Raw genomic sequence first — 22,942 nt, 5'->3', positions numbered from 1 at the left:
TCCGGCGATCTGTTATCGGTTTAATTATGCGCCCGCCCTTTCGCGGAGAAGCTTAGAATCTGACAATAGGCAGCGGAACAAACGCCCCTGCCCCGAGGAGAGATTAAATGACGATCAAAGTTGGCGACAAGCTGCCCACAGCGACTTTCAAGGTAAAGACCGCAGATGGCGTCAAGGAAATGACGACCGATGAGGTCTTCAAGGGCAAGAAAGTCGTTCTCTTTGCCGTTCCCGGTGCCTTCACGCCGACCTGCAGCCTCAACCATCTGCCTGGCTATCTCGATAACCGCGACGCGATCCTCGCCAAGGGCGTCGATCAGATCGCTGTTGTTGCCGTGAACGACGCCTTCGTCATGGGCGCATGGGCGCAGAGCACGGGCGGCGAAGGCAAAATCCTTTATCTGGCCGACGGTTCTGCGACTTTCACTAAGGCAGCAGGTCTTGAGCTCGACGCCACTGCTGGCGGGCTCGGCATTCGATCCAAGCGTTATTCAGCAATTGTGGAAGACGGTGTCGTCAAGACCCTCAACATCGAAGAACAGGCTGGCCAAGCTGTAACATCAGCTGCATCGGCCATTCTCGAACAGCTTTGATCTGGAGCATCGGCTCGAAAACCTTAATAAATTTCGGGCCGATGCAAATACTTAATGAGCTACAGTCTATAAATATTACTTTAAGTTATTTTATTCACACATGTATTTAAATAGGAATAATCATGATGATTGCATTTCGTCATGCATTAACCGCAATAACGATCCTTATAAATACGTCAACTATATTTGCCGCGGATACTTTCAACGGCGGCTCGGTACAGCGTGAGACCATCGATTCTATATGCTCGATCCTGCGGACGGAATATTTTGATCCGGAAATGGCCGGGCTCGATTGGGACAAGGTGTGCCAGGAAGCCAACGTTAAAGCGCGAAATGCCAAAGATGAGAAAGAATTTCGGGCCATCGCAGCGAGCCTTCCCGCGGCGCTGAAAACATCCCACACCGCTTACTACGCACAGAACGAATCCAATTTCGCTATCCTCTATTCGGTGTACGGCAATCTCGATCGCTTCAAGAAGGTCACTGCACAGCACGGTGGACCACCGCTCCTGCGCGGAGCAGGCATTTTCGCAAAGGAGATAGACGGCCGCATATTCATCGACAATATCCTTAACGGCAGCCCGGCAGAGAATGCAGGGCTCAAGGAAGGCGACGAGCTTTTAGGGCCAAGTGACGCTATATTTGCGGCCCGCTGGCCGGATAACAAGACTGTAGATGAGGCAAACACAGCGATTGTGCGGTACCGCCGGACGCCCAGTGGGCCCGTCGAAAGCCGCATGGTGGAACTGGTCAGTGGCGATGCCCTGCGCATTTTGAACACTGCCACCGGAAAAAGCTTGCGAGTTATTGAACGCAATGGTGTCAAGATCGGCTATTTGCGTGGCTGGGCCATGCTGACACGTAATGCGACCGGTGGGCCGGCAGATGTCTTGAGATCGGCTTTGAATGGTGAGTTCGGGGACGTCAGCGCAGTTGTTTTCGATGCGCGGGGACGCGTCGGCGGAGGCGGCCTCGATATTCTCGAAACCTATTATGGACCGCGTGTAGCCGTCAGCTTCAAAGGACAAAAGAACCAGCGGTGGACTGACCAACCGGTCATGCGGGCTCGCACGCCGCTTATCATCGTCGTTGACGAGCATACGCGAAGTGCAGCAGAGATCATGGCCTACGTCGCCAAACGGGATAAATTGGCATTGCTGGTGGGAAGCCGGACGGCCGGGGCGGTAGCTGGCGGATCGCTCTTTCCGCTTCCAGACGGGGGCGGTCTCTATGTCGCTGTTGAGGCACTCCGCGTCGACGGGCATGTTTTGGAAGGGCAAGGCGTCATGCCCGACGTGGTAGTCGAGCGTTCTCTGCCCTATGCCAATGGAGTTGATCCGCAGTTGGACCGGGCACTCGACGAAGCGGAGAGAAAAGCACGGGAGCGGTGATCGGATCGAGGCGCGGGGCGCTGGAGCGGCTCCGCTTAAAACGGAGTCGCCGGAACCGCTCTATCCATTTGTTTTTCCGCGCATCTTGTTCCCAAAACCGCTTCGCACTTTTCTGGATGCGCTCTAGACGGCCCTGCGTAAATTTACTGCACTTTCAGCGATTTATGTCCGGCATATTTGAATGGTTCCATGCCTGCCCTGGCAAGTTCGTCAGCGCGTTCGTTTTCCGGATGCCCGGCGTGCCCCTTGATCCAATGCCAGTTGACCTTGTGCGGCTTGCGCGCTTCATCAAGCGCCTGCCACAGTTCGGCATTCTTGACCGGCTTCTTGGCTGCGGTTTTCCAGCCATTGCGCTTCCAGCCCTCGATCCAGCCGGAAATGCCGTCGCGCACATAGACGGAGTCCGTATAGAGATCGACTTCACACGGTTCCTTCAGTGCCGAAAGCGCCGAGATGGCCGCCATCAGTTCCATGCGGTTGTTGGTCGTGTCGGCTTCGCCGCCCTTCAGTTCCTTGACATTGCCATTCCAGCGCAGGATTGCACCCCAGCCGCCGGGGCCAGGATTGCCGGAGCACGCACCGTCCGTAAAAGCCTCAATCCGCTTCACGCCGCGGCTCCCTGTTGTTCAAGGCCATATTCAGCGGCGGTCTCGATCTGCCGGTGGAAGCGCATCTTACGCACGTATTCCATCGGGTCCTTCTTGACCACGAAGCTGCCTTCAGGAACGTTCAGCCAATCGTAAAGCCGGGTGAGCATGAAACGAATAGCCGCGCCGCGTGCCAGGACCGGCAGCGCATTAGCTTCCGGCACAGAAAGTGGCCGAACGGCATTGTAGCCACGCAGAAGTGCCGCGCCCTTGGTGCGATTATAGGAAAAATCCTTCTCAAAGCACCATGCGTTCAGACAGACGGCGACGTCATAAGCCAGAATATCGGTGCAGGCGAAATAGAAGTCGATAAATCCAGAAAGCCTGTCGCCCAGGAAAAAGACATTATCCGGGAAAAGATCGGCATGGATCACGCCCTGCGGCAGATCGGCTGGCCAGTTCTTCTCCAGAAAATCCAGATCAGCTTCCGCCTCGCGAACAAGGCCGGGCTCCACCGTATCCGCGCGTTCACACGAGAGGCTCCACAAAGGACGCCAATCCGAAAGCGTCAGGCCATTGCGGCGGCGCAGTGAAAAATCAGCACCCGCCAGATGCATATGAGCCAGTCCTTCGCCAACCGCTTCGCAATGCTCGACCGTTGGGCGGCGCATCCACATGCCTTCAAGGAAAGTAACGATCGCAGCAGGCCGTCCGGCGAGTTCGCCGATGGTCGAGCCGTCGCGACGGACCACCGGCTGCGGACATTCAAGGCCGCGGCTTGCCAGATGCTGCATCAAGCCGAGAAAGAACGGCAGGTCTTCCCGATTGGTGCGCTTTTCATAAAGCGTCAGGATGAACGAACCTGAAGAGGTGTGCAGAAGATAGTTGGAGTTCTCCACCCCTTCCGCAATGCCTTTGTAAGATGTCAGTGTGCCAATATCGTACTGCTGCAGGAAGGCGCCGAGTTCGATTTCATTGATATCCGTATAGACGGCCATGCCGCTTATTTTCCTTATATGTCCTTGGGCATCAATTTCGGAATGCCGGCCACCCGATGTTCCCCGTTGACGAATGCCATATCCTGCACCGTCAGCTCTACATCGCGAATTTCGCGATTGACGAGAAAGTTCTCCGTTTCGACCGTGGTTTCAGCCAATTCGATCTTCACATCGTAGCGGGCCTTGAAGGCATCGATAATTTCATCGACGATGATTTCAGGTGCAGAAGCCCCCGCCGACAGTCCCACGACCGACACATTGCCGATCCGGTCCCATTCGATGTCGGCCGCGCGCTGGACAAGCATCGACATATGCGCCCCAGCCTTCTCCGCAACTTCAACCAGACGCTTGGAATTGGAAGAGTTCGGCGCGCCGACGATCAGAAACAGATCACAACCCGGAGCTGCAGACCGCACCGCATCCTGCCGGTTGGTCGTGGCATAACAGATCGATTCCGCCGCGGGAGCCGAAAGGTTCGGAAAGCGCGCCTGCAATTCCTCAATAATGCCTGCCGTATCATCCACCGAAAGCGTCGTCTGCGTCACGAAACCGAGATTGTCCTCGTCATCGAAATGACAGTTCCGCGCATCCTCGACCGTTTCAATGAGTGTTACCGCACCGTCCGGCAATTGCCCCATGGTGCCGATCACTTCCGGGTGGCCGGAATGTCCGATCAAAATGACATGGCGGCCAAGGCGCTGATGACGCATGGCCTGTTTGTGCACCTTGGAAACCAGAGGACAGGTAGCGTCGAGATAAAAAAGGTTCTTGGCCTCGGCATCGGCGGGCACCGATTTCGGCACGCCATGAGCGGAAAATACAACAGGCTGGTCGCGGTGTTCTGCGGGAATCTCGTCCAACTCCTCGACAAAGATTGCGCCGCGAGACTGCAAGCCCTCGACCACATAGCGGTTATGTACGATTTCATGGCGCACATAGACCGGAGCGCCATATTTCTTCAGCGCCAGCACGACGATCTGGATTGCCCGATCCACACCGGCGCAAAAGCCGCGTGGGCCGCAAAGGCGGATTTCCAGTGGTGGTCGCTGATCGGTCATGAAGTATGCTCGCTAGGTTCGGCGTGGCTTAACATCTAGTCTCGGAGTTGGGCTGCAACGAGGCCAATGTCAACCCCTGCTGGACTTTCGATAACGCCACAGCCACGTCCCGACAACCCCTATCAGGGCCAGGGCAAGACCGTACCATGTCGCGGCATATTGCAGATGGTTGTTGGGAAAATCGATGATCGTCACACCGCCGATCGGCAGTCCACCCGGATTGGGCTTGCTGTCGGCGTCGATAAAGAAAGGCACGACCTCGTCCAGATTTGGCAGGTCTGCGCTTTCCGCCATGGCTCCCCAATCTTTCCAGTAGAAAATATTCTTGGACGGATCATTGTCGGGAAGAAAGAAGCCGGGCTTCGCCGACAAGGGATCGCGCGCCAGCCCGGTCACATTTACCGGACCGTCAACCTGTCCCTCGGCACGCGTCGACGGGTCTTTCTTCTCATAGGGAACGAAGCCGCGATTGACGAGAACGAAACGCCCGTCTTCCAGCATCAGCGGCGTATAGACATTATAGCCCGCAGCCCCCTCATATGTTGCCAGAAAATGCCGTTCGCCCTGATGCATGAAAGTGCCGGAGACCGTTACCGGACGATATTCGACAGAACCTTCCTGCTTGTAGACCTTTTCCATCTCCGACAACGGCAATGGCGGCTCATGAATGCGCTGCTCGGTCGATGCAATCAGTGCTTCCTTCCACTGCAAACGCTCTACCTGCCATGTGCCGAGCGCCAGCAGAATGACGAGCGCTATGGCGGATGCAATCACTACACCCCAGGGAAAGCGGCGTGACTGTTGTACTGTCGTCATTTGCCGTCATCCTGTCGGCTGTCTATGCGGCCCGGAGCTGCCTTGTTGCGGTATTGCATGTTGATAAGGATACCCTTCGCCCATCGCATGGCGACAAGGCTGAGAATGATCGCAAGCGGCACCCACAGAACGAAATGCACCCAGAGCGGCGGTCCAAAGTTGACTTCCATCCATAGTGCAAGACCGACGACGATGAAGCCGATGATGAGAATCACGAAGGCCGCCGGGCCGTCGCCGGAATCGGCAAAAGAATAATCCAGCCCACAACTCGAGCAGCGCGGAGCCACTTTCAGGAAACCGTCGAAAAGCTTCCCCTCGCCGCAACGCGGGCAGCGGCCCGCGATACCGCTCTTTATGGGATCGACCATAGGATAAGCATTCTGGTCCGGCATCCGATTTCCCCCTGCTTCATTCGATAAACAAAAGGCGGCCATGTTGCCAGGGCCGCCTCCAAAACAGATGAATCCTACGGATTAACCGCCGTGCATCGGCGCGCCCCAGCCACCCCATACGTAGATGGCAAAGAACAGGAACAGCCAGACTACGTCAACGAAGTGCCAGTACCAGGCAGCAGCCTCAAAACCGAAATGCTGCTTCGGCGTGAAGTCACCCCCGATAGCGCGGAAAAGGCAGACCAGAAGGAAGATCGTGCCGATGATAACGTGGAAACCGTGGAAACCAGTCGCCATGAAGAACGTCGCGCCGTAGATCGAGTCCTTGAACGCAAACGGTGCGTGAATGTACTCATATGCCTGCACGAAGGAGAACAAGACACCGAGAGCAACAGTAATCGCCAGACCGGTAATCATGCCCTTGCGATCGTTGTGCAGCAGCGCATGATGCGCCCAGGTCAAGGTCGTGCCCGACAGAAGCAGGATCACGGTGTTATACAGCGGCAGATGGAGCGGATCGAGAACTTCGATGCCCTTCGGAGGCCAGACGCCGCCGGTGAAGGTGGCGCGGGCAACCTGATGTACTTCGTTCGGGAAGAGGCTCGCATCGAAGAATGCCCAGAACCAGGCGACGAAGAACATGACTTCCGAAGCGATGAACATGATCATGCCGTAACGCAGATGCAGCGACACGACACGGGTATGGTGCCCCTCATGCCCTTCCTTGATCGTATCGGACCACCAGCCATACATGCAGTAAAGCACGATCGCGAGCCCGATGAAGAAAATCCATGGCGTCACCACGTTGAGGCCAAAGAATGGCAGCTCGCCGGCATTGATGTAACGCATCCAGGCAATACCGCCGACGGCAAGCACGAATGCACCCACGGAGCTCAGGAACGGCCAAGGGCTGGGCGCGATGATATGATAGTCGTGATTTTTCTGATGAACGTCGGCCATGTCTCTCCCCGTAAATCCCCTTAGGGGCTCCTCTCTCGTACCTTCATGCTTAAACCCCTAAAGAGGTGTCATGCAAGTCTGTCTGCCACAAGCGGTATCTCGTATCAGAATAAAACCGCTTCATCCTTTTGTCTTTGCGGCATTGTGTGCCGCCAGAGCATCGTATTCATGCATGTCTTTATCCCGAAACCGGCATCCACTTTCGGGAGACATGCGCTAGGCTTCAGCTTCCGTTGGTTGGCGTCTCGGCCTTGGCATTCGCCACCGGCTTCGGCTTCTCGATCGGAAAAAATGTATAGGACAGCGTGATCGTCTTCACGTCTTTCAGATCGGGATCATTGACGATCTCGGGATCGACAAAGAACACCACCGGCATTTCCATATCCTCGCCCGGCTTCAGGGTCGTGTCGGTAAAGCAGAAGCATTCAACCTTATTGAAATATGCACCTGCCCGGCCCGGCGCGACGTTGAAGCTTGCGCGGCCATAGGTTGGCTCATCGAACAGGTTGCGTGCTTCATACTTGATCATCGTCGTTTCGCCGATGCGAACCGTGACCTCGCGCTGCACGGGCTTGAAATCCCATGGCAACCCGTTGGCCGTATTCGCGTCGAAACGCACCTTGATGGTCTTATCGAGAATAGTATCGGAGTATTGTTCGACGCGCTGTGTCGTTCCGCCATAGCCTGTCACCTGACAGAAAATGCGGTATAGCGGCACGGAGGCGTAGGCTGCACCGATCATACAGACAAAGAAAGACAGACAAGCAAAAGCAATCGTCGCGTTCGAACGCTGTTGCTTTCTCAACTTTTGATCCTTCTGATGCAGATCAGCCATTTTCTCCTCCAATTCCCTCCCCGGAACAGCTTCAGATGGGCCGTACCAGAATATTGGCACCCAGTTTCGCAATCGTGCCCACATAAACAAGGAGCACGAACAGCGCCAACGCGATGGCCAGCCCCCATGAGCGATTGCGCTGGGCTTTTTTTTGCTGTTCCGTGGGAACGACCAGTTCCAATTCGCTGTTCACAGGCTTCTGTACGGCTTTATCCATTAGAGCACTCCAAAGGCGGCCAGCGCCTTCATGGCCAGTGTTTCAACAAGCAGCACCGCAAACAGTCCCGACAGGTAAAGCAGCGAGAAGCGAAACAGCTTGCGGGCGGCCGCCAGCATTGCGGTCTGCGATCCCGCAGCCCACAAGCGCCATGCGTAATAAACGAAAGCCAGGCCCAGCAGCGTGGAAACCGCACCGTAGACAGGACCGGCGAAGCCAAGCACCCAGGGAAGAACGCCGACGGGAGCCATGATGACCGAATAGAACAGCGCCTGACGGCGGGTCGAAAGTTCACCCCTGACGTTCGGCATCATTGGAATGCGTGCCGCTTCATAATCGTTGGCTGAGAACAGTGAAAGCGCCCAGAAATGCGGCGGCGTCCACAGGAAGATAATCATGAACAGAACGGCACTGTCCAAAGTGATTTCGCCCGTCGCGGCGGCCCAGCCGATCATTGGAGGAAATGCGCCGGCGGCACCGCCAATTACGATGTTCTGCGGCGTCGAGCGTTTCAACCACATCGTGTAGATGACAGCATAGAAGAAGATCGTGAACGCCAGCAATGCAGCTGCCAGCCAGTTGACCATGAGGCCGAGCGTAATGACGGAGAATGCGGACAGCGTGAGGCCAAATGCCAGCACCTGATTGGGTGCAATAACGCCCGCCGGAATAGGCCGGTTGCGGGTACGCTTCATCACCGCATCGATATCGGCGTCGTACCACATGTTCAGCGCACCGGACGCACCGGCACCGACCGCGATGCACAGGATGCTGATGGCCGCAAGGACAGGATTCATATGTCCCGGCGCGACCACAAGACCGACCAGCCCGGTGAAGACCACGAGGGACATCACGCGGGGTTTCAAAAGAACAAGGTAATCGCGCGCTGTCGCTTCAGAGAGAGCGAGTGCGTCATCGGTACCTGCGTTTTTTTCCACCAGAGACATTTTAACTTCAAAAACCTCGAGTTCACCGGTCCGAAACCCGCGCCCCTACAGCGCAGATCCGCACCATCACAACAATGTCCTCCCGGAAACCGATCTGTTCCCGCCGGAATGCCTTGCTTGACGGCCGACTTTTTCAGCTACCGGCGACGGGCGGAACAGAATGCCGCCCGCCCATAGCACATTTTGTAAAGAAGGGCGAAGTCTTTTCCCGACCCCGCCCATCGCACGATTACTTGATGCGCGGCAATTGCTCCCACTGGTGGAACGGAGGCGGCGAAGACAGCTGCCATTCCAGCGTGGTTGCACCCTCGCCCCACGGATTCGCACCTGCTTCCCGCTTCTTCGCGAACGCCTCGAAGACATTGTAGAGGAAGATCAGGACCGCAAAGCCCGAAATATAAGAGCCGTAGGATGAGACCATGTTCCAGCCTGCATAGGCATCCGGATAGTCGATATAACGACGCGGCATGCCAGCAAGACCAAGGAAGTGCTGCGGGAAGAAGACCAGATTCACACCAACGAAGGTGACCCAGAAATGCAGCTTCGCGGTGAACTCGTTGTACATGTAGCCGCTCATCTTCGGGAACCAGTAGTACCAGCCCGCGAAGATCGCAAACACCGCACCCAGCGACAGCACGTAATGGAAGTGAGCCACGACGTAGTAGGTATCATGCAGCGCGCGGTCGAGACCGGCATTGGCGAGCTGAACGCCCGTCACACCACCGACCGTGAACAGGAAGATGAAGCCGATCGCCCACAGCATCGGCGCGCGGAAGGTGATCGAGCCACCCCACATCGTCGCGATCCAGGAGAAGATCTTGATACCTGTCGGGACCGCGATGACCATCGTAGCGAACACGAAGTAACGCTGCGTGTCGAGCGAAAGGCCGACCGTATACATGTGGTGCGCCCACACAACGAAGCCGACGACACCGATGGCGACCATGGCATAGGCCATGCCGAGGTAACCGAAGATCGGCTTGCGCGAGAAGGTCGATACGATGTGGCTGACGATGCCGAAGCCCGGCAGGATCAGAATGTATACTTCCGGATGACCAAAGAACCAGAACAGGTGCTGGTAGAGGATCGGATCACCGCCGCCATCAGGCGTGAAGAAGGTCGTTCCGAAGTTGCGGTCGGTCAGCAGCATGGTGATGCCACCCGCCAGAACCGGCAGCGAAAGCAGAAGCAGGAACGCCGTCACCAGCACAGCCCATGCAAAGAGCGGCATCTTGTGCAGCGTCATGCCCGGAGCGCGCATGTTGAGGATCGTGGTGATGAAATTGATCGCGCCAAGGATCGAGGATGCACCGGAGATGTGGATTGCCAAAATGGCGAAGTCCACAGCCGGTCCGGGCTGGCCGGAAGTCGACAGAGGCGGATAGAGCGTCCAGCCGCCGCCAGGACCCCAACCGCCTGCCGGACCCGGCATGAAGAGCGAGATCAGGAGCAAGAGCAGCGCAGGCGGCAGCAGCCAGAACGAAATATTGTTCATGCGCGGGAAAGCCATGTCCGGCGCGCCGATCATCAGCGGCACCATCCAGTTGGCGAAACCGCCGATCAGCGCAGGCATGACCATGAAGAAGATCATGACCAGGGCGTGCGCCGAGGTGAACACGTTGAACATGTGCTTGCCAGCGTCGAGGGCTGCATCACCTTCAACGCCGTAAACCATCTGCGCCAGACCATGGAAAATCTGGATGCCCGGCTCCTGGAGTTCGGCGCGCATCGCGATGGAGAGCGCGCCGCCGATGATGCCGGCGATGATTGCAAAAATCAGGTACAGGGTACCGATGTCTTTATGATTGGTCGAGTATACCCAACGAACCCAGCCGTGCGGCTTGTGGTCGTCGTGGGCACCATGCTCGTGAGCTGCTGTGCCAGCCATGGAATTCGCTCCCGTTTTTCAACAGTCTTGGCGTTCGGGATCTTAAAGACCCGCCGCAGCCACCTTATCGTTTGCGCCACCTTCAATAGCGGCCTGAAGCGCCTTGTTCGCGCCGTTCAGATCCGATCCCGCAGCGGCGATCCAGGTCTGATACTGCTCCTTGGAGACAACGCGCACGGCGATCGGCATGAAGCCGTGATCCTTGCCGCAGAGCTCCGAGCACTGACCGTAGTAAAGGCCTTCCTTGTCCGCTTTGAACCAAGCTTCGTTGATACGGCCCGGAACCGCGTCCATCTTCACGCCGAAAGCCGGGATCGTCCACGAATGGATGACGTCGGCAGCGGTAACGAGAAGGCGTACCGTTTCGCCGACCGGAACCACGACTTCATTATCGACCGCGAGAAGACGCGGATAGCGGGCCTTGTCTTCCTTGCCGGCAGCGGCGCGATCACCATCCTTCAGAAGAAGGGAATCAAAGCTCACCGGATTATCGACCTGATACTCGTAGCCCCAATACCACTGGTAACCCGTTGCCTTGACCGTCAGCGTTGGATCTTCCGGCGAATATTGCGCCGTCAGCAGCTGGAAGGACGGAACCGCAAGGAACAGAAGAATGATCACAGGCCCGATGGTCCAGATCACTTCAATAGCGGTGTTGTGGCTGGTTTTGGACGGCTCAGGATTTGCGCTTGCGCGAAAGCGAAGCACAACCCAGACCAGCAAAAACAGAACCAGCAGGGTAATTGGAATAATGAACCAGAGCGTATAACGCTCAAACCAATGAATCTGTTCGGCAATTCCAGTCGCTGCGTCCTGAAATCTCCATTCCCAGGGACGGGGCTGATCCGCAAAAGCGGCACCAGTCGTCCACAGCACTGCAAGAGCGCCGCCGAAGGCGCCCTTCGTTGTGGCAACAATCTTATCCACCAGAACTCTCTCCCTTTTCGCCCTTTCGAGCTGGACGCCGGACGTTAAAGACGGCCGCATCCCCCGTCGGCGTTCAAACCACACCTTAGCGCACACCGCAAGGAAGGCGAATATGTTCCTGTGCGGCATTTTTGCGCGCAGCCGCGCTAAGAAGTGCGAACGTCCCGGATTATTCGGCATGGTGGAGTTGTTCGCCTCCACCACGAAAACTTTGGAAAACCGTACGAAACCCTTAATGAAGCCATGATTTGACAAGACGTTTCTTTTAACGTGCCGCGTGACAATCGATGCAACAGACGGTATCACCGTTGCTATGATGGCCAGGATAAAGAAACGCCGGTCGCGGCGCTTTTCATGGCCAATGCAGCGCGTTAACGTCCCGGTGATTCGATCTGGAGATTTCATGACTTTTCGCATGCTTGCCCGCCGCACGATCAGCCAACGCCTCGCAACACTAGCAACGGGCGCCTGCATGGCGCTTGCCATTGCTACGCTTCCTTCGCTTGCGCAGCAGGCACCGGCGCAGCTACCAACCCCACAAGAGGCGCCGGCTGCGCAGTCGCAGGCGGCTCCGGCCAGCCCGCAGCAGAGCGGCAAGCTCAAGTCGCAGCACGGCGCTTGGTCCGTCCTCTGTGACACGCCTGCTGGCGCAAAGACGGAGCAGTGCGCGCTGATCCAGAACGTGGTTGCCGCAAAGCGCCCTGAACTCGGCCTTTCGGTTGTCGTTCTCAAGACGGCAGACAACAAGGCCCGCATTCTTCGTGTTCTGGCGCCGCTTGGTGTCCTGCTTCCCAACGGCCTTGGCCTCAATGTCGACGGCAAGGATATTGGCCGCGCCTATTTCGTCCGCTGCTTCGAAGATGGCTGCTACGCCGAAGTGATCCTCGAGGACGATCTTCTGAAGACATTGCGTTCCGGAAAGGCTGCCACCTTCATCGTCTTCCAGACACCGGAAGAGGGCGTCGGCATCCCCGTTGACCTGAAGGGGTTTGGTGAAGGCTTCGACGCCCTGCCGTGATGCACGCTTAGTGGCCCGCAAATGGCGTTTTTCTGTGCTGCCGTTGCTTACGTACATTTAGGTACGCTGCGCTCCGGTTCTCGAAAACCACCATTTTCGGCTCACTATAGCCTGAATCTCCCAGCTCACCGCTGACACGTGGTTGTTCTTAACCGCTTTAAGGCTTACATCCTGCAGCAAACAATGCTGCGGGATTTATTTTTATGAAAAGCCTGATCGACAGTTTCGACGCCAGCCGCGACAGTATCGAACGCCTTGTCGCTGCCAGCCTCAAGGGCAGCGACGATGGCGAACTCTTCGTGGAATACCGCGAAGCTGAAGCGCTCGTTTTCGATAATGGTCGTCTCAAGACCGGCTCTTTCAATCAGGATCAGGGATTCGGGTTGCGATCAGTCGCAGGGGAAGCCATCGGTTACGCCCATGCAGGCGATCTGTCGATGGCCGCGCTGAAGCGCGCCTCCGATGCAGTTTCCGCAACTATCAAGGGCTACGGCGGTACATATGCTGCCGCGCCTGCGGGCACCAATCGTCATCTTTACACGGACGAAAACCCGATCGGCTCCCCGACCTTCGATGCAAAAGTTCAGCTTTTGCAGCAGATCGATGGTTATCTGCGCGCCAAGGACCCGAAAGTCCGTCAGGTTTCCGTTTCGCTCGCCGGTTCCTGGCAGCAGGTCGAAATCCTGCGCGCCGACGGGCATTTCGTCCGCGATATTCGCCCCATGGTGCGGCTCACCGTTTCGGCCGTGGCAGGCAGCGGCGACCGGCAGGAATCCGGCTCGCATACGTTGGGCGGGCGAAAGGGTTTTGGTGAGTTTATTACTGTTGAAAGCTGGCAGCACGCGGCCGATGAGGCTTTGCGGCAAGCCCTGGTCAATCTGGAAGCCATCCCTGCGCCGGCAGGCACGTTCGACATTGTTCTGGCCAATGGCTGGCCGGGCGTCATGCTGCATGAAGCGGTCGGGCACGGGCTTGAAGGCGACTTCAACCGCAAGAAAACCTCTGCCTTTGCCGGGCTTCTCGGCCAGCAGGTGGCATCCAAGGGCGTGACGGTGGTGGATGACGGCACGATCGCCGAGCGTCGCGGCTCGCTGACCATCGATGACGAAGGCACGCCGACCAATCGCACAGTGCTGATCGACGACGGCAAGCTGGTCAATTATATGCAGGACCGCCAGAATGCGCGCCTGATGGGCATGGAGGCGACAGGGAATGGACGGCGCGAATCCTATGCCCATGCACCCATGCCACGCATGACCAACACCTACATGCTTTCGGGCGACAAGACGCCGGAAGAGATCATCGCGTCCATGAAAAAAGGCATCTACGCTGTTTCCTTCGGGGGCGGTCAGGTGGACATTACATCCGGGAAGTTCGTGTTCGGCTGTACGGAGGCCTATATGATCGAAGACGGCAAGATCGCCGCGCCGATCAAGGGCGCGATGCTGATCGGCAACGGACCGGATGCCATGCAGCGCATCGCGATGATCGGCAATGACATGAAGCTCGATACCGGCAGCGGCAATTGCGGCAAGGGCGGCCAGTGGGTTCCCGTCGGCGTCGGCCAGCCGCATCTGCGTATGAATCAGGTAACGGTGGGCGGCACGGCTGTATAGCCCTGCCGTCACGGACACCTCGGCGGATGTGCATTTATCAGCTCCATCTTACTTGCAGATAAAGGCGGTAAAGTGCAGGTTACGGACATGGCTGCTTGGCAACTTTCAATGCAGCGCCGACCTGGAGAGAAAAATGCCCCAATCGCCCTACGACTGGACGGGCAAGCAAACGCAAAAGCGTGACCGGCAAAGGCGTATGCTGGTCCTGACGGCCATCACCATGGGTGCGCTCATTCTCGCCCTTGGCATGGTGGACGGCCTGCTGATCCTGCTAGGCTGATATGCTGCCGGTCTACAAAATTGATTGCACAGGAATAGAGAGCACTGACGAGCTTTGGCGGCGTTATCTTTCCGCTGTTCCTGCGGAAGATCCTGAAGCCTTCGGCTATACACTCGACTCGTTCTGGGACGCAGTGCAATGGCAAGGTCCCGGCTGGCCCGGAGAATGCGAACTCGTTTTCCAGAATGTCGATGCGCTCGCCAAGTTGAAAACACGCGGCGGCCAACCGTTTCTCGAAGCGTTCAAACGGCTTGCAAGCGAAACGGACAGAATAACCATCAGATTTTCGTAAAAGCCGGATCGCGTCTTACACGCCCGGCTCTTCTTCCAGCAAACCGGTCACGAAATCGAAGAGGCCCGGGCGGCGGTCGCGGCGTAGACGCTCGGCCTCGATGATCGACTTGATCGCGGCAAAGGAGCGGTCAAGGTCCTCATTGATGACGATGTAATCGTATTTCACCCATTTCTGGATCTCAAAGCGGGCATTCTGCAAACGCGTCTCGATGACATCCGCCGTGTCTTCCGCGCGGCGGTTCAAGCGCTGCTGCAATTCGCGCATCGTCGGCGGCAGGATGAAGATCGAGACCACATCGGCGGGCATCTTGGCCTGCAGCTGGTCTGCGCCCTGCCAGTCGATGTCGAAGAGCATGTCCTGGCCGTCGGCCAGCGCAATCTCAGCGGTTTCACGGAGCGTACCGTAGAAATTGCCGTGAACTTCGGCCCATTCGATCAGTTCGTCATTGTCACGCAGACGCTCGAATTCCCGGATCGTCTTGAAATGATAATGGACCCCTTCAATCTCGCTCGGGCGGCGCTGACGCGTCGTCACGCTGATCGAAAGCGAGAGATTCATCTTCTTGTCTTCCAGCAACAGCCGGGCAATCGTTGACTTTCCGGCCCCGGATGGCGACGAGATCACCACCATCAAGCCTCTGCGCGCGACGCCATTTTCAACCGAAGAGATGGCCATGATACCTTTTACTCCAGATTTTGTACTTGCTCGCGAAACTGATCCACGACCGCCTTCAGTTCCAGACCGATGGCTGTGATCGACGCCGCATTCGATTTGGAACACAATGTATTGGCTTCACGATTAAATTCCTGTGAAAGAAAATCGAGCTTGCGTCCCACGGGCCCACCATCCGCCAGTAGCTTGCGGGCGGATGCCACATGGGTCTCCAGCCGGTCAAGCTCTTCCTGAATATCGGCCTTGGTCGCCAGAAAAGCCGCTTCCTGATAGAGCCGCGCTTCATCGAGTTCACGTGCGGCATTCAACAGCAGAGCCACCTGCCCGGCGAGACGGGCCTTGATCGCATCGGTACTGCGCGACGGGTCGCGGCGGGCACTCTCGGTCAGGCGTTCGATGGTATCGACATGCGCGGCCAGAATGGTGAAAAGAGCCTTGCCTTCCTGCTTTCGGGCACCGGCAATGGCCTTGAGCGCCTCCTCAAAGCTTGAGACGATGGCAGCTTCCAGCCCGCCGCGTTCATCTTCGTTGTCAGCCACCTGCGCCTGATCGATAATGCCGCGCAGCGAAAGAATGCCGTCAACACTCGCAGGCGCGAGACCGTGCCTGGCCTGCAAATCCGCGCCGAGTTTCAGCACTTCGGCGAGCATGGCCTGATTGATGCTGAAACCGGCCTGCGCTTCATTGCGTTCCACGCTGAGGCTCGCCTGAAAATTCCCGCGCGAAAAATGGCGCGCCAGCATCGACCGCACCGGATGTTCGGTCGCTTCTAGACCTTGCGGCAATCGCAGTCGAAGATCGAGCCCCTTGCCGTTGACAGAACGCACTTCCCAGACAATGCGTACTTCTCCGCCATCAACGGCGTGTTGCACGGCATGGCGTGCAAATCCGGTCATGCTTTGGAGCGCCATGCGTTCCATCCCCTCAATTCTTATCCGCAGAAGCGCGGACTTACTCTAAAAACCGAACCGAAGCCGGCGACAAACACTGGCTTCGGTTACATAGTCTCCAGCTCATCAAAAGTCATAGCGAAGCGTTATTGGCCTGCGCTCTGCCCCTTGGTTTGGTTCGCATCGCCGCTATTATTCTGTTGCTCGATATTCTTCTGCTGTTCCACGGAACGCCACTTGCGAACATTGGCATTGTGCTCCTGCAGCGTCTTTGAAAACACATGGCCACCAGTACCATCGGCAACAAAGTAAAGGTCCTCCGTATCCAGAGGGTTGGCGACAGCTTCAAGTGCCGCCTTGCCCGGATTGGCAATCGGCGTCGGTGGCAGACCGTTGATCACATAAGTGTTGTAGGGTGTTGGCTTTTCGATGTCCGACTTGAAGATCGGGCGATCAGAAGGTTTGCCAGCCCCACCGAACAGTCCATAGATAATGGTTGGATCGGACTGAATGCGCATGCCCTTCTTCAAGCGGTTGACGAAGACCGACGCCACATGCGGGCGCTCGGAGGCGATACCGGTTTCCTTTTCCACGATGGAAGCCAGCGTCACGAATTCGTTCTTGTCCTTGACCGGCAGATCGGGATTACGCTTTGCCCAGGCTTCGTCCACGAGCTTCTTCTGCGAGGCAACCATGCGATCGATGATTTCCGCACGCGTCGTTCCACGCGTGAAATTCAGCGTATCGGTGAAGAGCGAGCCTTCCGGGGGCATATCCTTCGGCATATCACCGACAAGAATCGGATCAACCGAAATACGGTCGAAAATCTGCTTCACCGTCAGACCTTCGGGAATGGTCAGCGGATACATGATGGACTTGCCGCTGATGAGAATATTCATCACATCGCGCATCGTCGCGCCGGCAGGGATGGCGTATTCGCCTGCCTTCAAATCGTTTTCATGTCCAAGCGTGCGCATACCATAGCGGAAGATGCGCGCATCGCTGACGATCTCGCGGTTTTCCAGGCTGTTAGAGACCTCGGCGATACCTGCGCCGCGCTTGACGAGAAATGTCGTTTCGGCCGTGAGCGGGCCCGGAGCATCGAACTGCATCTTGCCGAAATAGAACAAGGCGGAAGCGCCGAGCAGAACCAGCACCACAAGCGACAGCATGAAGTTCATGAAAACCACGATCTGGCTGCGCGCATGGCGTGAACGCTTGCGCGGCGGCGGCGTTCCCGGCTCGGGGCGCAGAGCTTCAGACGCAGATTTCGGCACGAACGGCTTTGACGTCGCGGTCGTTTCCTGCGTCGCGTCCGTGGGCTGCTCGTCTGCAAGGGGTGTTCCGGATGGTGCCTCTGAATTCACTCAATCACCTCGGTCCAGAGCTTTGCATAGTTAAGCTAACCATACGAAAAGCTCCGTCTATCTATTTTTGGCGCAGCTCCCGACATCCGCGTCGAATGCCCGCCCAGAACGGCTTATGCACTTATTTTCGTCAGAGCGGATAAAACTCTTCGGAGTTGCGACTACACTAACCGCTGTTCACGATTTTAAACATCGCATCCGGTTATATTTTGGCAAAAACGCGGAGAAATCCCCGCGTTTTTTAAATCCGAGATTTTATTTCAGCGATACCGATCAGGAATATCGGCGCAGGATCAGCGAAGCGTTGGTTCCGCCGAACCCAAAGGAGTTCGACAGGGCCACATCGATCTTGCGTTCACGGGCCTTGTGCGGAACCAGATCGATCTTCGTGGAGACCGCAGGATTGTCGAGATTGAGCGTCGCAGGCGCGATGTTATCGCGGATGGCAAGCGTCGAGAAAATGGCTTCGGCGGCACCGGCGGCACCCAGCAGGTGACCGATGGACGACTTGGTCGAGGACATGGAAACCTTCGATGCGGCATCGCCGACCACGCGCTCGACAGCGCCCAGTTCGATGGTGTCAGCCATGGTCGATGTGCCATGCGCATTGATGTAGTCGATCTGTTCCGGCGTGATGCCGGCGCGCTTGATGGCCATTTCCATGCAGCGCTGGGCGCCCTCGCCGTTCTCACTTGGAGCGGTGATGTGATAGGCATCGCCGGAAAGACCATAACCGATGACTTCGGCATAGATCTTCGCGCCACGCGCCAATGCGTGTTCGAGTTCCTCAAGAACCACGACGCCCGCGCCTTCGCCCATGACAAAGCCGTCGCGGTCTTCATCATATGGACGGGATGCTGCGGTCGGGTCATCATTGCGCTTCGTGGAGAGCGCCTTGCAGGCGGCAAAACCTGCAAGCGAAATGCGGCTGACCGGGGATTCCGTACCACCCGCGACCATCACATCCGCGTCGCCGAAAGCGATCAGGCGGGCAGCATCGCCAATGGCGTGTGCGCCGGTCGAGCAGGCGGTGACGACCGCATGGTTCGGACCGCGCAACTTGTGCTTGATCGACACATGTCCGGAAGCCAGATTGATCAGGCGACCCGGAATGAAGAAGGGAGAGATGCGGCGTGGGCCCTTGTCGCGTAGCGTATAGCCTGCCTCGACAATGCCCTCGATACCGCCGATGCCCGAACCGATCAGAACGCCGGTGCGAATTTGATCTTCGTCGCTTTCGGGATGCCAGTCGGCATCGTCCAGCGCCTGATCGGCAGCGCCGACGGCGTAAACGATGAAAGGATCAACCTTGCGCTGTTCCTTGGGCTCCATATGGAGGTCGGCGTTGAATGTGCCATTGGTGCCGTCACCGACGGGAACGCGGCAGGCAATCTGGCAGGCCAGATCGTCAACTTCAAATTCCGTGATGCGGCGAGCACCGCTTTCACCGGCAATAAGACGCTTCCAGGTCTCTTCGACACCGCTGGCAAGCGGCGACACCAGACCAAGACCGGTGATGACGACACGCCTCATATCCACCCCTTAAAACTCTGTTATGTCCCGAGCACCGCGCCCCGCAGGCTTTAACCGGCAGAACATATGTCCGGGCCTGACTGGAAGGGATGATGCTCCAATTGTTAAAACCGGAGCCTGCCACATTGAACGGATTGTCCGATCAGCGTTCCGGCAGATGCAGGCCGTTGAAGGGCCTTCATTCATGTGCGTCCCGATCGTGAAGACGAAAGGCACGACCAAAGACAAGCAGGGCCGGGATTCGCGAGAACCCCAGCCCAATGCTCAAGTTCAAATTAGGCGGAAGCCTTGTCGATGAACTTCACAGCGTCGCCGACCGTGAGGATCGTTTCGGCAGCGTCGTCAGGAATTTCAACGCCGAATTCTTCTTCGAAAGCCATGACCAGCTCGACCGTGTCGAGGCTGTCTGCGCCGAGGTCATCGATGAAGCTTGCGCCTTCCGTGACCTTGTCGGCATCTACGCCCAGATGTTCAACAACGATTTTCTTGACGCGCTCTGCGGTATCGCTCATGTCGGAACCTCGACCTGTGTGTTTGTTGCTCTGCCTTGGTTAGCGGCATGCAGGATTGTAATCAAGTTATAAGATGTCTGCCAAGTTTCGAGCGATGCCGCCCGGACAGTCATCCTGTGGATATTCCTTTCGGAACAGGATCGCAGCGCTTCTGCTCAGAATGCCGCAATTCTCGATGGGCGCATTACCACGCTTCTTGAGCAAGGCAAAGCGCCTTTTCCTTCTCCACCCCCCGTATTAAGGCATTTTATACCATAATTGAGGGGAGAAGGAGGGTTAGATCATGGCCATGCCGCCATTAATGTGCAGGGTCTGGCCGGTCACATAAGCTGCCTCATCGCTTGCCAGATAGACCACCGCCGCAGCAATATCACCGCCAACGCCCATGCGCTTCATGGGGATATTGCTCATGATCGCATCCTTCTGCTTTTCGTTCAGCTTGTCGGTCATGGCCGATTCGATGAAGCCCGGAGCGATGCAGTTCACGGTCACATTGCGGCTGGCGATTTCCTGCGCCAGCGACTTGGAAAAGCCGATCAGCCCCGCCTTGGAAGCGCAGTAATTCGCCTGCCCCGGATTGCCGGTCACGCCCACGATGGAGGTGATATTGATGATACGGCCATTGCGGCGGCGCATCATCGGATGGGTCAACTCACGCGTGAGGTTGAAAACCGAGGTGAGATTGACGTTGAGAACGGCATCCCAGTCTTCGTCGCTCATGCGCACAAACAGGCCGTCGCGGGTGATGCCGGCATTGTTGACCAGAATATCGACGCCGCCCATTTCCTCTTCCGCCTTCTGGCCGAGCGCCTTGACGGCTTCACGGTCCGACAGGTTGGCCGGGAAGATGAAAGTACGGTCGCCGAGTTCGGCAGCCAGTTCCTTCAGCTTTTCTTCGCGCGTGCCGTGCAGGCCGACATTGGCGCCCTGTGCATGAAGTGCGCGGGCAATCGCTTCACCCAGACCGCCGGTCGCACCGGTTACGAGAGCCTTGCGGCCAGTCAGATCAAACATATCGGATCCTTTTAGCTAATGAGCTTTTATGCCAGCGCTGCAAGCGCAGCTTCGATTTCTTCGGCCGAACCGACGGATGCGCCCGACACATCCTTGGAGATGCGCCGCGCCAGACCGGTCAGAACCTTGCCCGAACCTACTTCATAAAGCGAAGTCACGCCATTGGCCGCAAACCATTCCACGGTTTCGCGCCAGCGCACCTGACCCGTCACCTGCTCGACCAGCAGATCGGTGATTTCATTAGCGTCCGTCACGGGCGCTGCGCGCACATTGGCGATGAGCGGCACCACCGGGCTGTGCTTTTCGACAGAGGCAAGCGCTTCGCGCATTGCATCGGCGGCAGGAGCCATCAAGGTCGAATGGAAGGGAGCGGAAACCGGCAGCATGATCGCGCGCTTGGCGCCCTTTTCCGAAGCAAGCTTCGCCGCCAGCTCAACCGCCGCCTTCGAGCCGGAAATCACCAGCTGACCGCCGCCATTGTCATTGGCGACCTGGACCGCACCGGAAGCCCTTGCTTCCGCGCAGACCGCTTCCACATCGCCATGCTCAAGGCCGATGATTGCAGCCATCGCCCCTTCACCCACCGGAACGGCTTTCTGCATAGCGTTGCCGCGAATGCGCAGGAGTCGTGCCGTATCGGCAAGCGAGAACGTGCCGGCAGCACAAAGGGCCGAATATTCGCCCAGCGAATGTCCGGCAACGTAGGAAACCTTGTCCTTCAACGAGAAGCCGCGCGCCTCCATGACGCGCAGGACGGCCATCGACACGGCCATCAGCGCAGGCTGCGCATTGGCAGTGAGCGTCAGAACGTCTTCCGGGCCTTCGAACATGGTGGCGGACAGCTTTTCGCCGAGCGCTGCGTCCACTTCGTCAAAGACGGCGCGGGCTTCCGCGAACTGTTCGGCCAGGGCCTTGCCCATGCCTACCGCCTGGCTGCCCTGTCCGGGAAAGGTAAATGCTACCGCCATTGATGCCTCGTTCTGGTTCTATGCATATGATAATGGTGAAACCGGTATCCATTTTCACCGCCATACCTGCAATGAAATGCACAATTTGGCGCGATGTGCCTTAGCCTTGGGCGAAAAGTCAAGCATTTGTCGGTTTTTCGGGGATATCGCGCTTGCAAACAAGGGGAAAAACACGTAATAGCCGCCCGTTCATTGTTTGGCACCAGCTGGGGGCTGAACGGAGGGCCGTGTCGTTAACTAGTTATTCAGTTAGAAATACGTTGGAAGTCATAAGCGCTTCTGCCTCCCGTGTCTCCGCTCTCGACCGTCTCAAATACGCGTCCTTTCTTCACCGGTTTCCGGCAAAAGAGAAGTCGCAGGGGCTTAGCCGCTGGTGTCGGCGTGATATAACGAAGAAAGGCAAAGCCAATGGCTCTTTATGAACATGTGCTTCTTGCCCGCCAGGACATTTCCCAGCAGCAGGTCGACGCTCTCGTCGAACAGTACAAGGGTGTCCTCGAAGCTAATGGCGGCAAGGTCGGTAAGGTCGAAAGCTGGGGTCTGCGTCCCCTCACCTACCGTATCAAGAAGAATCGCAAGGCGTATTACACGCTCGTAAACATTGACGCTCCGGCTGCAGCCGTTGCCGAAATGGAACGCCAGATGCGCATCAACGAAGACGTTCTTCGTTTCCTCACCGTTCGCGTTGAAGAACACGAAGAAGGCCAGTCGGCCATGCTCACCCGCCGTGACGACCGTCGCGAACGCGATGGTGATGATCGTCCGCGCCGCCGTGAAGGCGGTTTCGATCGTGGTGATCGCGGCGACCGTGGTGATCGCGGTCCGCGCCGTCCGCGCGACAACGAAGCTGGTGAAGGAGCATAATCATGGTTGATATCAATCAGATCCCGACCCGCCGTCCTTTCCATCGCCGTCGCAAGACGTGCCCGTTCTCCGGCGCAAACGCGCCGAAGATCGACTACAAGGACATCAAGCTTCTGCAGCGTTACATTTCCGAACGCGGCAAGATCGTTCCTTCCCGTATTACGGCTGTCAGCCAGAAGAAGCAGCGTGAACTCGCCAAGGCGATCAAGCGCGCCCGTTTCCTCGGCCTGCTGCCTTACGTTGTGAAGTAAGAACTAAAATTCGGGAGGTGGTTCGCTACCTCCCGTATTCTCCGTTGCGATGG

At 57.2% G+C, this 22,942-nt stretch carries 26 protein-coding genes; 8 read left to right on the top strand and 18 right to left on the bottom strand.

The features are described from left to right. Positions 1-107 precede the first annotated feature (107 nt). Both J9800_RS13025 and J9800_RS13020 read left to right on the top strand, forming a co-directional pair. Positions 108-593 carry a peroxiredoxin gene (locus tag J9800_RS13025; protein WP_112590324.1) on the top strand — a complete coding sequence of 162 codons (486 nt, stop codon included), beginning with the start codon at positions 108-110 and terminating at the stop codon, positions 591-593. A 122-nt stretch (positions 594-715) separates the two neighbouring features. After that, positions 716-1,984, top strand: coding sequence for a S41 family peptidase (locus J9800_RS13020; RefSeq protein ID WP_112590327.1), 1,269 nt, complete (start codon positions 716-718; stop codon positions 1,982-1,984). A gap of 143 nt (positions 1,985-2,127) precedes the next feature. Here J9800_RS13020 and rnhA read toward each other — a convergent pair whose 3' ends face one another. The 11 genes from rnhA to coxB form a co-directional block, all read right to left on the bottom strand. Further along, on the bottom strand, positions 2,128-2,592 hold the full coding sequence (rnhA, locus tag J9800_RS13015; protein WP_112590330.1) for a ribonuclease HI: 465 nt from the start codon (positions 2,590-2,592) through the stop codon (positions 2,128-2,130). Next, positions 2,589-3,569 (bottom strand): homoserine kinase, encoded by a 981-nt coding sequence (locus tag J9800_RS13010; RefSeq protein ID WP_112590332.1) that lies wholly within the window; start codon positions 3,567-3,569, stop codon positions 2,589-2,591. The genes rnhA and J9800_RS13010 overlap by 4 nt, the downstream gene beginning before the upstream one ends. A gap of 14 nt (positions 3,570-3,583) precedes the next feature. Next, a complete protein-coding gene (gene ispH / locus J9800_RS13005; RefSeq protein WP_112590335.1) occupies positions 3,584-4,627 on the bottom strand; it encodes a 4-hydroxy-3-methylbut-2-enyl diphosphate reductase in 1,044 nt (347 codons plus the stop codon). 69 nt (positions 4,628-4,696) lie between these two features. Beyond that, positions 4,697-5,443: an SURF1 family protein gene (locus J9800_RS13000; RefSeq protein WP_112590337.1), complete on the bottom strand. Its 747-nt coding sequence runs from the start codon at positions 5,441-5,443 to the stop codon at positions 4,697-4,699. After that, positions 5,440-5,835 carry a DUF983 domain-containing protein gene (locus J9800_RS12995; protein WP_112590340.1) on the bottom strand — a complete coding sequence of 132 codons (396 nt, stop codon included), beginning with the start codon at positions 5,833-5,835 and terminating at the stop codon, positions 5,440-5,442. The genes J9800_RS13000 and J9800_RS12995 overlap by 4 nt, the downstream gene beginning before the upstream one ends. An 81-nt stretch (positions 5,836-5,916) precedes the next feature. Next, on the bottom strand, positions 5,917-6,795 hold the full coding sequence (locus J9800_RS12990) for a cytochrome c oxidase subunit 3 (protein WP_112590342.1): 879 nt from the start codon (positions 6,793-6,795) through the stop codon (positions 5,917-5,919). A 223-nt stretch (positions 6,796-7,018) separates the two neighbouring features. Continuing rightward, entirely contained in the window at positions 7,019-7,630 is a 612-nt protein-coding gene (locus J9800_RS12985) for a cytochrome c oxidase assembly protein (RefSeq protein WP_112590345.1), read from the bottom strand. A gap of 31 nt (positions 7,631-7,661) precedes the next feature. Further along, positions 7,662-7,847, bottom strand: a complete 186-nt coding sequence (locus tag J9800_RS12980) for a cytochrome c oxidase system small membrane protein (RefSeq protein WP_112590347.1) — start codon at positions 7,845-7,847, stop codon at positions 7,662-7,664. Continuing rightward, positions 7,847-8,794, bottom strand: coding sequence for a heme o synthase (locus J9800_RS12975; protein ID WP_112590350.1), 948 nt, complete (start codon positions 8,792-8,794; stop codon positions 7,847-7,849). The genes J9800_RS12980 and J9800_RS12975 overlap by 1 nt, the downstream gene beginning before the upstream one ends. A 229-nt stretch (positions 8,795-9,023) precedes the next feature. After that, positions 9,024-10,682, bottom strand: coding sequence for a cytochrome c oxidase subunit I (gene ctaD, locus J9800_RS12970; RefSeq protein ID WP_006466231.1), 1,659 nt, complete (start codon positions 10,680-10,682; stop codon positions 9,024-9,026). 42 nt (positions 10,683-10,724) lie between these two features. Further along, complete coding sequence (gene coxB, locus J9800_RS12965; RefSeq protein WP_112590353.1) at positions 10,725-11,609, bottom strand: cytochrome c oxidase subunit II; 885 nt, start codon at positions 11,607-11,609, stop codon at positions 10,725-10,727. Between the two features lie 403 nt (positions 11,610-12,012). On the opposite strand from coxB, the gene J9800_RS12960 reads away from it, so the two are divergent. The 4 genes from J9800_RS12960 to J9800_RS22205 all read left to right on the top strand — a co-directional run bounded on the left by J9800_RS12960 (position 12,013) and on the right by J9800_RS22205 (position 14,815). Further along, positions 12,013-12,627, top strand: a complete 615-nt coding sequence (locus tag J9800_RS12960; protein ID WP_112590356.1) for an invasion associated locus B family protein — start codon at positions 12,013-12,015, stop codon at positions 12,625-12,627. 203 nt (positions 12,628-12,830) lie between these two features. Beyond that, positions 12,831-14,243, top strand: a complete 1,413-nt coding sequence (gene tldD / locus J9800_RS12955; protein WP_112590359.1) for a metalloprotease TldD — start codon at positions 12,831-12,833, stop codon at positions 14,241-14,243. Positions 14,244-14,376: 133 nt separating this feature from the next. Further along, positions 14,377-14,523, top strand: a complete 147-nt coding sequence (locus tag J9800_RS12950; RefSeq protein WP_162707480.1) for a hypothetical protein — start codon at positions 14,377-14,379, stop codon at positions 14,521-14,523. A gap of 1 nt (position 14,524) precedes the next feature. Then, positions 14,525-14,815 (top strand): barstar family protein, encoded by a 291-nt coding sequence (locus tag J9800_RS22205; RefSeq protein ID WP_112590362.1) that lies wholly within the window; start codon positions 14,525-14,527, stop codon positions 14,813-14,815. A gap of 15 nt (positions 14,816-14,830) precedes the next feature. Here the strand turns inward: J9800_RS22205 and gmk are convergent, their stop codons facing one another. The 7 genes from gmk to fabD all read right to left on the bottom strand — a co-directional run bounded on the left by gmk (position 14,831) and on the right by fabD (position 21,774). Then, entirely contained in the window at positions 14,831-15,493 is a 663-nt protein-coding gene (gene gmk, locus J9800_RS12940; RefSeq protein WP_006466226.1) for a guanylate kinase, read from the bottom strand. Between the two features lie 8 nt (positions 15,494-15,501). After that, complete coding sequence (locus tag J9800_RS12935; protein ID WP_112590585.1) at positions 15,502-16,401, bottom strand: YicC/YloC family endoribonuclease; 900 nt, start codon at positions 16,399-16,401, stop codon at positions 15,502-15,504. Positions 16,402-16,526: 125 nt separating this feature from the next. After that, positions 16,527-17,747 carry an endolytic transglycosylase MltG gene (mltG, locus tag J9800_RS12930; RefSeq protein ID WP_112590365.1) on the bottom strand — a complete coding sequence of 407 codons (1,221 nt, stop codon included), beginning with the start codon at positions 17,745-17,747 and terminating at the stop codon, positions 16,527-16,529. Positions 17,748-18,020: 273 nt separating this feature from the next. Next, positions 18,021-19,280, bottom strand: a complete 1,260-nt coding sequence (fabF, locus tag J9800_RS12925; protein ID WP_112590368.1) for a beta-ketoacyl-ACP synthase II — start codon at positions 19,278-19,280, stop codon at positions 18,021-18,023. 275 nt (positions 19,281-19,555) lie between these two features. After that, the gene (locus tag J9800_RS12920; protein WP_002963616.1) at positions 19,556-19,792 is read right to left on the bottom strand and encodes an acyl carrier protein; all 237 of its coding nucleotides are present in this window, start codon (positions 19,790-19,792) and stop codon (positions 19,556-19,558) included. 276 nt (positions 19,793-20,068) lie between these two features. Beyond that, positions 20,069-20,806: a 3-oxoacyl-[acyl-carrier-protein] reductase gene (fabG, locus tag J9800_RS12915; RefSeq protein WP_112590370.1), complete on the bottom strand. Its 738-nt coding sequence runs from the start codon at positions 20,804-20,806 to the stop codon at positions 20,069-20,071. Between the two features lie 26 nt (positions 20,807-20,832). Beyond that, a complete protein-coding gene (gene fabD / locus J9800_RS12910; RefSeq protein ID WP_112590373.1) occupies positions 20,833-21,774 on the bottom strand; it encodes an ACP S-malonyltransferase in 942 nt (313 codons plus the stop codon). Positions 21,775-22,182: 408 nt separating this feature from the next. On the opposite strand from fabD, the gene rpsF reads away from it, so the two are divergent. Together rpsF and rpsR are read left to right on the top strand one after the other, a co-directional pair. Continuing rightward, positions 22,183-22,638 carry a 30S ribosomal protein S6 gene (rpsF, locus tag J9800_RS12905; RefSeq protein WP_010658387.1) on the top strand — a complete coding sequence of 152 codons (456 nt, stop codon included), beginning with the start codon at positions 22,183-22,185 and terminating at the stop codon, positions 22,636-22,638. A 2-nt stretch (positions 22,639-22,640) separates the two neighbouring features. Beyond that, positions 22,641-22,889, top strand: a complete 249-nt coding sequence (rpsR, locus tag J9800_RS12900) for a 30S ribosomal protein S18 (protein WP_006466219.1) — start codon at positions 22,641-22,643, stop codon at positions 22,887-22,889. Positions 22,890-22,942 lie beyond the last annotated feature (53 nt).

It is taken from the genome of Ochrobactrum sp. AP1BH01-1 (assembly GCF_018066705.1).
GTDB lineage: Bacteria > Pseudomonadota > Alphaproteobacteria > Rhizobiales > Rhizobiaceae > Brucella.
The sequence above is the reverse complement of the archived record's forward strand: the minus strand, read 5'-3'. Positions and strand labels throughout refer to the sequence as shown.

Excerpts from the sequence above, each read along its gene's own strand:
- J9800_RS13010 (WP_112590332.1), bottom strand. The coding sequence starts at position 3,569 with ATGGCCGTCTATACGGATATCAATGAAATCGAACTCGGCGCCTTCCTG.
- fabG (WP_112590370.1), bottom strand. The coding sequence starts at position 20,806 with ATGTTTGATCTGACTGGCCGCAAGGCTCTCGTAACCGGTGCGACCGGC.
- J9800_RS12980 (WP_112590347.1), bottom strand. The coding sequence starts at position 7,847 with ATGGATAAAGCCGTACAGAAGCCTGTGAACAGCGAATTGGAACTGGTC.
- rpsR (WP_006466219.1), top strand. The coding sequence starts at position 22,641 with ATGGTTGATATCAATCAGATCCCGACCCGCCGTCCTTTCCATCGCCGT.
- J9800_RS12920 (WP_002963616.1), bottom strand. The coding sequence starts at position 19,792 with ATGAGCGATACCGCAGAGCGCGTCAAGAAAATCGTTGTTGAACATCTG.
- tldD (WP_112590359.1), top strand. The coding sequence starts at position 12,831 with ATGAAAAGCCTGATCGACAGTTTCGACGCCAGCCGCGACAGTATCGAA.
- J9800_RS22205 (WP_112590362.1), top strand. The coding sequence starts at position 14,525 with ATGCTGCCGGTCTACAAAATTGATTGCACAGGAATAGAGAGCACTGAC.
- J9800_RS12975 (WP_112590350.1), bottom strand. The coding sequence starts at position 8,794 with ATGTCTCTGGTGGAAAAAAACGCAGGTACCGATGACGCACTCGCTCTC.
- J9800_RS12995 (WP_112590340.1), bottom strand. The coding sequence starts at position 5,835 with ATGCCGGACCAGAATGCTTATCCTATGGTCGATCCCATAAAGAGCGGT.
- J9800_RS13000 (WP_112590337.1), bottom strand. The coding sequence starts at position 5,443 with ATGACGACAGTACAACAGTCACGCCGCTTTCCCTGGGGTGTAGTGATT.
- J9800_RS13025 (WP_112590324.1), top strand. The coding sequence starts at position 108 with ATGACGATCAAAGTTGGCGACAAGCTGCCCACAGCGACTTTCAAGGTA.
- J9800_RS12985 (WP_112590345.1), bottom strand. The coding sequence starts at position 7,630 with ATGGCTGATCTGCATCAGAAGGATCAAAAGTTGAGAAAGCAACAGCGT.
- rpsF (WP_010658387.1), top strand. The coding sequence starts at position 22,183 with ATGGCTCTTTATGAACATGTGCTTCTTGCCCGCCAGGACATTTCCCAG.
- fabF (WP_112590368.1), bottom strand. The coding sequence starts at position 19,280 with ATGAGGCGTGTCGTCATCACCGGTCTTGGTCTGGTGTCGCCGCTTGCC.
- ispH (WP_112590335.1), bottom strand. The coding sequence starts at position 4,627 with ATGACCGATCAGCGACCACCACTGGAAATCCGCCTTTGCGGCCCACGC.
- J9800_RS12990 (WP_112590342.1), bottom strand. The coding sequence starts at position 6,795 with ATGGCCGACGTTCATCAGAAAAATCACGACTATCATATCATCGCGCCC.
- ctaD (WP_006466231.1), bottom strand. The coding sequence starts at position 10,682 with ATGGCTGGCACAGCAGCTCACGAGCATGGTGCCCACGACGACCACAAG.
- fabD (WP_112590373.1), bottom strand. The coding sequence starts at position 21,774 with ATGGCGGTAGCATTTACCTTTCCCGGACAGGGCAGCCAGGCGGTAGGC.
- J9800_RS12960 (WP_112590356.1), top strand. The coding sequence starts at position 12,013 with ATGACTTTTCGCATGCTTGCCCGCCGCACGATCAGCCAACGCCTCGCA.
- gmk (WP_006466226.1), bottom strand. The coding sequence starts at position 15,493 with ATGGCCATCTCTTCGGTTGAAAATGGCGTCGCGCGCAGAGGCTTGATG.
- J9800_RS12935 (WP_112590585.1), bottom strand. The coding sequence starts at position 16,401 with ATGGCGCTCCAAAGCATGACCGGATTTGCACGCCATGCCGTGCAACAC.
- J9800_RS12950 (WP_162707480.1), top strand. The coding sequence starts at position 14,377 with ATGCCCCAATCGCCCTACGACTGGACGGGCAAGCAAACGCAAAAGCGT.
- J9800_RS13020 (WP_112590327.1), top strand. The coding sequence starts at position 716 with ATGATGATTGCATTTCGTCATGCATTAACCGCAATAACGATCCTTATA.